The following is a 9379-nucleotide window of genomic DNA, read 5'->3' on the forward strand; positions in this document are numbered from 1 at the left end:
CACCGTTGACGGTGCAGGTTTGTCTACTAGCCTGAAGTCTATGGTTGCAGAGACCGCGGACACGGACGGCGCCGGACAGTACCCCGAGTACTGGGAGGCCGACGTGATCCTGCGCGACGGCGCGACGGCGCAGCTGCGCCCGATCTCCCCGGAGGACAAGGACGCGCTCCTGGCCTTCCACCAGTCGCAGTCCGAGAACTCCATCTACCTGCGCTTCTTCTCCTACAAGCCCACCCTGTCCGCCCGGGAGCTGGAGCGGTTCACCCGCGTGGACCACCGGGACCGCGTCTGCTTCGTGCTGCTGCTGGGGGACCGGATCATCGGCGTGGGCCGCTACGACCGCACGGACGACCCGCACGACGCCGAGGTCGCGTTCATGATCTCCGACGCCCACCAGGGCCGGGGCATCGGCTCGATCCTGCTCGAGCACCTCGCCGCGGCCGCCCGCGAGAACGGGATCGACCACTTCTCCGCGGAGGTCCTGCCCGAGAACCGCAAGATGCTGCGCGTGTTCGCCGAGGCCGGCTACGAGCTCACCCGCAAGTTCGACGACGGCGTGGTGGTGGTGGGCTTCGACATCGACCCGACCGAGAAGTCGCTGGCGGTGATGGCCGCGCGGGAGCACCGAGCCGAGGCGCTCTCCATGGCCGATCTGCTCTCCCCGTCCTCGATCGCCGTGATCGGGGCCTCGCGGGACCCCGGCCACGCCGGGCACGCACTGGTCGAGCACCTCGTGGCCTCGGGATTCGCCGGCCGGCTCAGCGGCGTGAGCCCCACGCCGTTCGAACGGGAGGGCATGACCCACGCCACCTCCATCGGGGAGGTCCCCGAGGGCGTCGACCTCGCCGTGATCGCCGTGCCGGTCGACCAGGTGGCCGACGTCGTCGACCAGTGCGGCGCGGCGGGCGTGCGCGCCGTCGTCGTGGTGACGGGCGGGTACGCCGAGGCCGGGGCGGAGGGCCAGGCCCGGCAGGCCGAGCTCGTGCGCCGGGCACGCTCCTACGGCATGCGGGTGGTCGGCCCGGCCAGCCTCGGGCTCTACAGCACGGCCCCCGAGTCCCGCTTCAACGCCTCCATCCTGCCGGCCGTGCCGCGGGAGGGCGCGCTGGGGCTGTTCAGCCAGTCCGGGGCCATCGGCATGATGCTCAACGCCGCCGCGCTGCGCCACGACGTGGGCGTGTCCACGTACCTCTCCGCCGGCAACCGGGCCGACGTCTCGGGCAACGACATGATGCAGTACTGGGAGGACGACGCCGCGACCCGCGCGTGCGGCCTCTACCTGCAGTCCGTGGGCAACCCGCGCAAGTTCTCCCGCATCGCACGCCGGCTGTCCCTGACCAAGCCCGTGATCGTGGCCAAGAGCGAGGTCACCGGGCTGCGGCTGCCGCCCGGGCACACCGGGCGCACCACCCAGGCCCCCCCGGGGGCCCTGGACGCGATGTTCCGGCAGGCCGGGGTGATCCGCGCGGACACGAGCGAGCACCTGATGGACGTGGCGGGGATCCTCGCCGGCCAGCCCCTGCCCGCGGGCGCGCGCACGGCCCTCGTCTCCAACGCGCTGGCCCTGGGCCAGCTCATGGAGGACCGGTGCACGCAGCTGGGCCTGGACGTCGCGGTCACCCAGGCGGGGGTCCGGACCGCGGACGGCGGGGAGGGCGCCCTCGAGGCCCTGCGGGCTGCCGTCGACAGCTGCCTCGGCGCCGAGGCCGTCGACTCCGCCGTGGTCACGCTCATGCCGATCCCGGACACCACTCCGGAGGTCGTGGCGGAGGTCGTGGGCCGTGCGGGCCGGGAGCACGGCAAGACCGTGGTGGTCGTCTTCACCGGCAGCACCGAGCCCGGGGCGGTCTCCGCCCTCCACCACGCGGCCGACGGCCTCGAGGTGCCCTGCTTCGACTCCCCGGGGGCCGCCCTGCGGGCGCTCGCCAAGGTGGTGGACTACACCCGGTGGCGCGCCCAGGACCAGGGCCGGCTCGCCGAGCCGAGGGGCATCGACGCGGAGGCGGCCGAGACCTTCGTGGAGACCGTGCTGCCGCGGGTCTCCGGTGACGAGCTGCTGGTGCTGGACGGGGACGGGACCCGGGCGCTGCTGGAGACCTACGGCATCCGCCTGCTGCCCAGCGAGCGGTTCACGGACCCCGAGGACGCCCCCGCCGCCGCCGCCCGGCTCGGCTATCCGGTGGCCCTCAAGACCACGGACCCCAACCTCCGGCACCGGCTGGACCTGGGCGGAGTGCAGCTGAACATCCAGGACGACGGGCAGCTGCGCACGGCCATCGAGACCATGCACCGGGCGCTCGCCCCCTACGGCACCTTCGACCTCGAGGTGCAGTCCATGGCCCCCACCGGCCAGGCCGTGGTGCTGCGCGCCATCGAGGACCCCCTGATCGGCCCCGTGCTGTCCTTCGGGATGGCCGGGGACGCGGTGAACCTGCTCGAGGACTGGGCGCACCGGGTCCCGCCGCTCACCGACCAGGACGTGCGGCGGATGGTCCGCGAGCCCATGGCCTCCCGCAAGCTCTTCGGCCACCAGGGGGTCCCGGCCGCGGACGTCGACCGGCTCGAGGACCTGGTCTCCCGGGTGGCGCTGCTCAAGGACCGGCACCCGGAGATCGCCCGGGTGGAGCTGAACCCGGTGCTCGTCGCGAGCGGTTCCCTGACCGTGCTCGGGGCCTCGGTCGGCATCGGCAACGCCCGGCAGCGGACGGACAGCGCGCGCCGGGCCATGCGCAGCTAGGCGGGCCCGGACTTCGTGGCGGACACCATCGCGGGTCGGTACACCCTCATCGACCCCATCGCGCGCGGCGGCAGCGGGTCCGTGTGGCGCGCCTGGGACGGCCGGCTCCAGCAGCTGTGCGCGGCCAAGGTGCTGCGCCAGCGCGACTCCGCGGACCTGCTGCGCTTCGCGCGGGAGCAGTCGGTGAAGCTCGACCACCCGCACGTGCTCGCCCCCTACGGCTGGGCGGCGGAGGACGCGCACGTGGTCATCGCGATGCCCCTCGTCCACGGCGGCACCCTGGAGTCCGCGCTGCTCGACAACGGGGCCGCCTCGGCGGAGCTGACCGAGGAGGTGCTGTCCCAGCTGCTCCAGGCGCTGCAGTTCGTGCACGCCCAGGGCTGGGTGCACCGGGACGTGAAGCCGGGCAACCTCATGCTGGACAGCACCGGCACCGGCCGGCCCCACGTGCTGCTCTCGGACTTCGGGATCGCCGTGCGCGTCCAGGACGCCCGCCTGACCCGGACGGGCACGGTGGTGGGCACGCCGGGCTACCTGCCCCCGGAGGCGTACGAGCTCACCGACCCGAACCCCGCCCAGGACCTGTACGCGGCGGGCATCACCGCGCTGCGGATGCTCGACCCCTCGCTGGAGCCGCAGGAGAGCCTCGGACCCAACGACGCGCGGGCGGTGGTGGGGGAGCAGGGCGACCTGGCCGAGCACCTGGCGGCCCTGCTCACCCCCGACCCCGCCCAGCGCCGCGCCGCGGCCGTGACCGTGCTCCACGAGCTCACCGCCGGCGCGGCAGGCCGGAGCTTCGACCCGGCCCGCACCCGGGACGGGGAGCCGTTCGAGGTCTTCGACGTCCTCGAGCCGCTGCCGGAGCCGTGGGCGGAGCGGGTGCGGACCGGCTGGGACGGCGCGGAGGGCCCGGACGCCGTGCCCGGCTCCGGCGGCCCCTTCCGGGACGGGCCCGACACGCTGGACGGCGGTGCGGGGAGGGCGACGACCGGCACCTGGGCGACCGGCAGCAGCACGGCCGGCGGCACGACGACCGGCTCGGCGACGACCGGCTCAGCGGGGATCGGCGCCGCGGGGACCGGCACCGGGGGCGAGCGCGCCGGAGCCGGCGACCACGACGGCCCGGCCGCCACGACGTCCGGGCACGGCGGTCCCGGGCACGGCGGCGCGGGATCCGGGGCGGACCCCGCCCGGGACCCCGGAGCCCTCCGGCCGGCCGCGCGCCGGCCCACCGGGGCTCCCGCGCCGCCGGCCCGGGGCAGGCGGCGACGGCGCGGCAGCGCCGTGCGGGGCGTGTTCGTGGTCCTGGTGGGGATGACCGCGCTGCTCAGCGGCTGGCTGCTGCTCGACCCCCTCGGCTCCGCGGAGCGGGTGCCCGGTCCCGGGGCCTCGCCCACGGCGACGCCCACCGCGGACCCGACCCCGACCCCGGCGCCGGAGGAGACCCCGGTGGTGCTGGAGCGGGTCTGCGAGGACATCGGCGGCGGGCAGCAGCGCTGCTACTTCCGCGCGCCCTGAGCGCCCGTGTTGGGCACGGACGCGGCCGTGGGGGAAAATGGCCCCCATGACGTATTCAGGTGAGCGCGGCCAGCGGCTGGTCGAGGACATCAACAAGGCCGGCTTCTATCCGCAGCTGGTGATCGACGTGGTCCAGGACTCCCTGGACGGCCGGTCCCCGGTCTCCCACCTCGTGCAGCTGGAGACCCACATCGACCGGACGGAGGTGCACCGCCACACCACCGTGCTGGTGCTCGCCGAGGACGTGCTGCACGTGACCCACGTGGACGACGAGGAGTTCGACGAGGGCGGCCGCGACGTCGTCGCCCGCGTCTCGACCGAGACCGTGGGGATCTCCCAGATCCGCTCGGTCACGCTCAGCTACTCCTACTACCAGCCGGCCAACTACCGGCCGGACAGCCCGATCTCCGAGGTGACGCTCGCCATCGCGTGGACGGGCACCCTGCACGTGGACCTGGCGCCCGCGCTGTGCGAGGACCCCCAGTGCCAGGCCGACCACGGCTACTCCGGCACGGCCGCCCGCGAGGACATCGTGCTGCGGATCAGCGCGGAGGCGGACGGCCCGGCCGCCGTGGAGGGCGCGCGGGAGTTCGCGCGCACGCTGCGCCGGGCCAACCTCTCCCCGCTGACCGACGGCGCGCAGATCGCCCAGCCGGCCCACGGCCGCACCCCGGCCCCGCGGCGGGCCGCCCCCGCGACGCCGAGGACCCGGTTCACCGACCGGTTCACCGGCCGGGACAGCGGCGCCGCCCGGTGACGGCGGCCCAGGAGGTCCTGCCCGGCCTGCCCGCCGACCTGCCGGGGCCGCCGCGCTACGGCAGCCGGTCGGTCGCGGAGGTCATGTCCTCGGCCGCGGCGTCCCTGGGCGTGCCGGGCTTCCGGAACGCGCTGGGCCTGCCCACCGCCCGGAGGGTCGTCGTCGTCATGGTGGACGGGCTGGGACGGGCCCAGCTGCGGGCGCGCGCCGGGCACGCCCCCGGGCTGGCCGGGGCGCAGAGCCTGGCCACCCTGGACGCGGCGTTCCCCACGACGACGGCCGCCTCGCTGGCGTCCCTCGGCACCGGCGCCCCTCCCGGCGCGCACGGACTCGTCGGCTACGACGTCCTGGACCCCGACCGGGACCGGGTGGTGAACCAGCTCGGCGGCTGGGACGCCGCCCTCGACCCCCGGACGTGGCAGCCGCTGCCCACCGTGCTCGAGCGCGCCGCCGAGCACCTCGACGTGATCACGGTCAGCCGGGGCAGGTTCGCCGGCTCCGGGCTCACCGACGCCGCCCTGCGCGGGGGCCGGTTCGTGGCCGCGGAGGGACCGGCGGCGCGGGTCGGCGCCGCGGTCGACCAGCTCGCCGCGGGGCGCGACGCCCTCATGTACTTCTACTGGGACGAGCTCGACCGGACCGGCCACGCCCGCGGCTGGGAGTCCTGGGAGTGGACCGCGCAGCTCGAGGAGCTCGACGCGGCCCTGCGTCGGCTCGTCGCCCGCGTGCCGGCCGGCACCACGGTCCTCGTGACCGGTGACCACGGGATGGTCGACGTCCCCCGGGACGCGCGCGTGGACTTCTCCGGGCTGCCCGGGCTGCTGGACGGGGTCCGGCACACGGCGGGCGAGCCCCGGACGGTGCAGCTCCACCTGGAGCCCGACGCGGCGGCGGAGGACGTCCGATCCCTCGTGGCCGCCTGGCGGGAGCAGTTCGGGTCACGGGTGTGGATCGTCTCCCGGGAGGCCGCCCTCGCCGCCGGCTACTTCGGCCCGCCGGCGCAGGTCCGCGACGCGGTGCGCGGGCGCATCGGCGACCTCCTCGTGCTGGCGCGGGAGCCCCTGGCGCTGTTCGACCTGGGCCGGCTCCGTCCGAGCGTCCTGTCCATGGTGGGCCAGCACGGTTCGCTCACCCGCGCCGAGCGGGAGGTCCCGCTGCTGCGCCTGGCCTGAGCGGCGCGCGCCGCGCAGGTCGTCGGCGGCGCGTGGCCCGTGTTCGGCGGCCGCGGCCGCCTGCCCACGGCGCGGCGAGCCCGCAGGTCGCGCCCCCGGTGCGGGGCCGGACGACCGGTCGACCCCGGTCAGGGCCCCGGCGGAGCGTCCTCGTCGGCGGCGGGCTCGGCGTCCGCCCCGGTGGTGGACCCGGCCGCGGCCGGACCGGCGAGCCCGTCCTCCTCGTCGGCGCCGACGTCGGCCGCGTCCTCCTCGTCCGGGTCCGCGCCGGCCTCGTCCTGCTCGGTGCCCTCCGCGGGCGCCGCGGGGGAGGCGGGGGAGGCGGGCCCGGTACCCGGTTCCGGGGAGGGCGGGGCCGGCGGCGCGGGCGCGGGAGGCGGGGGCTGCACGGGAACGGGAGCGGGCACGACCGGTTCGGGCACGACGGGCAGGGGCGCGACCGGCTCGGGGAGCAGGGGCGCCGGGGCGACGTCGGGCGCGGGCGGTGCCACCGGCGCCGGGGCCGGCGGCGGGACCGGTGCCGCGGCCGGGGGGCTCGGCGTGGGGGAGGGCGTGCGCGAACGCGACGGGGTCGGCGAGGCGCTGGGCGACGGCGTGGGCGTGGGCGTGGCCGTCGGCGACCGGGTCACCGACGGGGCGGGCGTGAACCCGGCCTCGTGGCCCGCGCCGAAGAGGTCGCGTCCCACGCCGCCCAGGTAGAGCGCCCCGACACCGGCCAGCACCACGAGCACGACCGCGCCCAGGACCAGCCCGGCGACGAGGCGCCCCGGCCCGGAGCCCCGGACGAGCTCGGCCGGGGTCTCCGCGGCGGCCGGGGCCGCACGGACGCCGGGGTCCGGGTCGGCGGTGTCGCGCTCGTCGTCCCCGAAGAGGTCGTCCTGGATGGAATTGCCCATGTCGTGCTGCCCCTGACGTGGTGTCGTCCGTCCGGGCCGCGCACGGGATGGGGGAGCGCACGAACCCGGAGGAACGGCGCTCAGCCGTCCCCTGCTGCGTGCACTCTAACCCGTGCCGGGGCGGCGGCGCCGGACGGCACGCACCGGCAGCGCGAGCTCAGTCGGACGAGCTGCCGAAGACGATCTCGTCCCAGCTGGGGACCGAGGACCGCGCGGAGCGTCGGGCCTTGGCCGTCTTGTTCCGCGGTCGGGGCCGTTCGGACGCGGTCTCCTCGCCGGAGCGGGGGGCGGCGCCGGAGTCGTTGGAGCCGGGGTCGTCGGACTGCTCGCCGGGAACGGCGGGGTCCCGGCCGGCGGATGGCCGGTCCGGGGCGTCCGTGTCCGCGGAGGGACGCACGGCGGTGTCCTCGCCCGTGATGTCCTCGTCCGTGATGTCCTCGTCCGTGATGTCCCCGATGTCCCCGATGTCCTCGATCGGGGGGTCCTGGCCCGGGCTGTCCTCGCCTGTCGCTCCCGGGGCCGGGGGGAGCACGGGGCCGTCCGTGTCCGGTCGCCCCTCCGACCGGTCCTCGGCAGTTCCCCTCCGCTCCCGGACGGGCTCCGGAGGGGTTTCCCGGGACCCGGCGCTCACGGAGGGGCCGGCGGCGGTGCGCTCGTCCGGGTGCTCGGCGGGCTGTGCGTCCGTCCGCGGCGAGGACGTGCCGGCCGCCTCCGGCTCCGCGCCGGGATCGGGGAAGCGGGTGGCGGGCTGGAAGGGCTGGTCGAAGACAGAGCTGTCCTCGGGGGCGGCGAGCGGACGGGGCCGCCGCTCCACGTGCCCCATGCCGCGGCCCAGGATCTCGGCCAGGGCGTCGTCGCCCTCGACGTCCTCGCCGATGCGCTGCCCGCGGCGGGCCTGCAGGACGTCGAGCAGGTCGTCGGCCTCCACGGCGGACCGGCGCAGCCGTGTGAGCTCGGGATCGAGCCCTCCGTCCAGGACGCCGAGGCCCGTGCCGAGCGGCGTGTCCGGGGTGCCGGCCTCCGTGAGGGCCTCCGCCCACGGGTTCGCCGGCCGGACGCTCTGGTTCGCCGGGTTGTAGAGCCACTCGGCCAGCGGCTCGTCGTGGGCGGGCGCGGCGGAGCGGTCGAGCACGGAGAAGCGGGCGACCACGGCCCACAGGTGGTCCTCCCGCTGCCACGAGTCCCACTCGAGGGAGGAGGGGTCCACCCCCAGGTCGGCGGCCCGGTGCGCGACGGCGCGGCCCAGGGTGAGGGGCTCGCCCTCGAAGACGGAGTGGTAGCCGCGGTGCGCCGAGCGGTCCTCGATCTCGACCTTCTGCGCCTCGGCGGCGATGTGGGCGCGCTCGGCGAGGATCGGCCACTCGTAGCGGCGGACCCGGGCGGACTCCCAGCCGCTCTCGGCCACGATCTCCTCGACCGTGGCCCCGGAGCGGAAGCGGGCCTGGATCTCGCGGGGCCCGAACCGGCCCGTGCCCCGCTGACGGGCGCCCGGCAGCCGGCGGGCACGCTGGACGGCCAGGCGCAGCTCCTGGTCGATCCGCAACAGGTGGCGGGTGCCTGCCTCGTCCTCGACGACCAGGTGCTCACCGTCGTCGTGCACACCTGCCAGGCGCAACTGCTCCATGCTGTCATTCCTCCGGGGTGGTTCTCGGGTGCGCTCGGGGTCGTCGAGCGGGCGCTGCGGGGCGGATCGGTCGGTCTCGGCAGACGCGCCGGCCCGGGCCCGCCACCAATCCTACTGGCCGTCGCCCGACCCCCGCCGGAGGCCGCCCGCGAACGGTCCCGGCCGCGTGGGCACGGGCCCGGGCGCGGGTGGATTTTTGCCCGCGGATGGTGAACAATCTACGCGACACAGCGCCCGGTGGGCGGCGCACCGCCGCGCCGCCAGCCGCCCTCGGACCCCTTTGGAGCGAAGACCGCACATGGCCACAGACTACGACGCGCCGCGCAAGCAGGACGACGAGCTCAAGGAGGACTCGATCGAGGAGCTGCAGACGCGCCGCACGGACCCGCAGTCCGGCAGCGTCGACGAGGACGAGGCCGCGGCGGCGGAGAGCTTCGAGCTGCCGGGCGCGGACCTCTCCCACGAGGAGCTGTCCGTCGTGGTCCTGCCGGCCCAGGAGGACGAGTTCACCTGCGGGTCGTGCTTCCTGGTGCGCCACCGCTCCCAGATCGCCGAGGAGAAGGGCGGGGTCAAGTACTGCATCGAGTGCGTGGGCTGAGCCCCAGCCGTCCGGCTCGCCCGGTGCACGGAGGAACCCCGCCGCGACGGACGTCGCGGCGGGGTTCCTCCGTGCAC

At 76.3% G+C, this 9379-nt stretch carries 7 protein-coding genes; 5 read left to right on the top strand and 2 right to left on the bottom strand.

Annotated elements, in window-relative coordinates; translation table 11 throughout:
- Positions 1–40: 40 nt before the first annotated feature.
- From ACFU0Y_RS05190 to ACFU0Y_RS05205, 4 genes are read left to right on the top strand one after another with little or no spacing between them, the layout of a single operon-like run.
- Complete coding sequence (locus tag ACFU0Y_RS05190) at positions 41–2737, top strand: GNAT family N-acetyltransferase (protein ID WP_380213382.1); 2697 nt, start codon at positions 41–43, stop codon at positions 2735–2737.
- A 15-nt stretch (positions 2738–2752) separates the two neighbouring features.
- The gene (locus ACFU0Y_RS05195) at positions 2753–4255 is read left to right on the top strand and encodes a serine/threonine-protein kinase (protein WP_380213383.1); all 1503 of its coding nucleotides are present in this window, start codon (positions 2753–2755) and stop codon (positions 4253–4255) included.
- A gap of 46 nt (positions 4256–4301) precedes the next feature.
- On the top strand, positions 4302–5012 hold the full coding sequence (locus ACFU0Y_RS05200) for a DUF5998 family protein (RefSeq protein WP_380213384.1): 711 nt from the start codon (positions 4302–4304) through the stop codon (positions 5010–5012).
- Positions 5009–6184, top strand: a complete 1176-nt coding sequence (locus ACFU0Y_RS05205) for an alkaline phosphatase family protein (protein WP_380213385.1) — start codon at positions 5009–5011, stop codon at positions 6182–6184. Before ACFU0Y_RS05200 ends, ACFU0Y_RS05205 begins: the two co-directional genes overlap by 4 nt.
- A 128-nt stretch (positions 6185–6312) precedes the next feature.
- On the opposite strand, the gene ACFU0Y_RS05210 is transcribed toward ACFU0Y_RS05205, so the two are convergent.
- A complete protein-coding gene (locus tag ACFU0Y_RS05210; RefSeq protein ID WP_380213386.1) occupies positions 6313–7080 on the bottom strand; it encodes a hypothetical protein in 768 nt (255 codons plus the stop codon).
- A 157-nt stretch (positions 7081–7237) separates the two neighbouring features.
- Positions 7238–8704 (bottom strand): septation protein SepH, encoded by a 1467-nt coding sequence (sepH, locus tag ACFU0Y_RS05215; protein ID WP_380213387.1) that lies wholly within the window; start codon positions 8702–8704, stop codon positions 7238–7240.
- A 298-nt stretch (positions 8705–9002) separates the two neighbouring features.
- Here sepH and ACFU0Y_RS05220 point away from each other — a divergent pair, with 298 nt between their 5' ends.
- Positions 9003–9302 (top strand): DUF4193 domain-containing protein, encoded by a 300-nt coding sequence (locus ACFU0Y_RS05220; protein ID WP_380213388.1) that lies wholly within the window; start codon positions 9003–9005, stop codon positions 9300–9302.
- Positions 9303–9379 lie beyond the last annotated feature (77 nt).

It is taken from the genome of Kocuria sp. NPDC057446 (genome assembly GCF_042802875.1).
Lineage (GTDB): Bacteria > Actinomycetota > Actinomycetes > Actinomycetales > Micrococcaceae > Kocuria.

Coding starts and splice junctions, on each gene's coding strand:
- ACFU0Y_RS05190 (WP_380213382.1), top strand. CDS start 41: ATGGTTGCAGAGACCGCGGACACGGACGGCGCCGGACAGTACCCCGAG.
- ACFU0Y_RS05200 (WP_380213384.1), top strand. CDS start 4,302: ATGACGTATTCAGGTGAGCGCGGCCAGCGGCTGGTCGAGGACATCAAC.
- ACFU0Y_RS05210 (WP_380213386.1), bottom strand. CDS start 7,080: ATGGGCAATTCCATCCAGGACGACCTCTTCGGGGACGACGAGCGCGAC.
- sepH (WP_380213387.1), bottom strand. CDS start 8,704: ATGGAGCAGTTGCGCCTGGCAGGTGTGCACGACGACGGTGAGCACCTG.
- ACFU0Y_RS05220 (WP_380213388.1), top strand. CDS start 9,003: ATGGCCACAGACTACGACGCGCCGCGCAAGCAGGACGACGAGCTCAAG.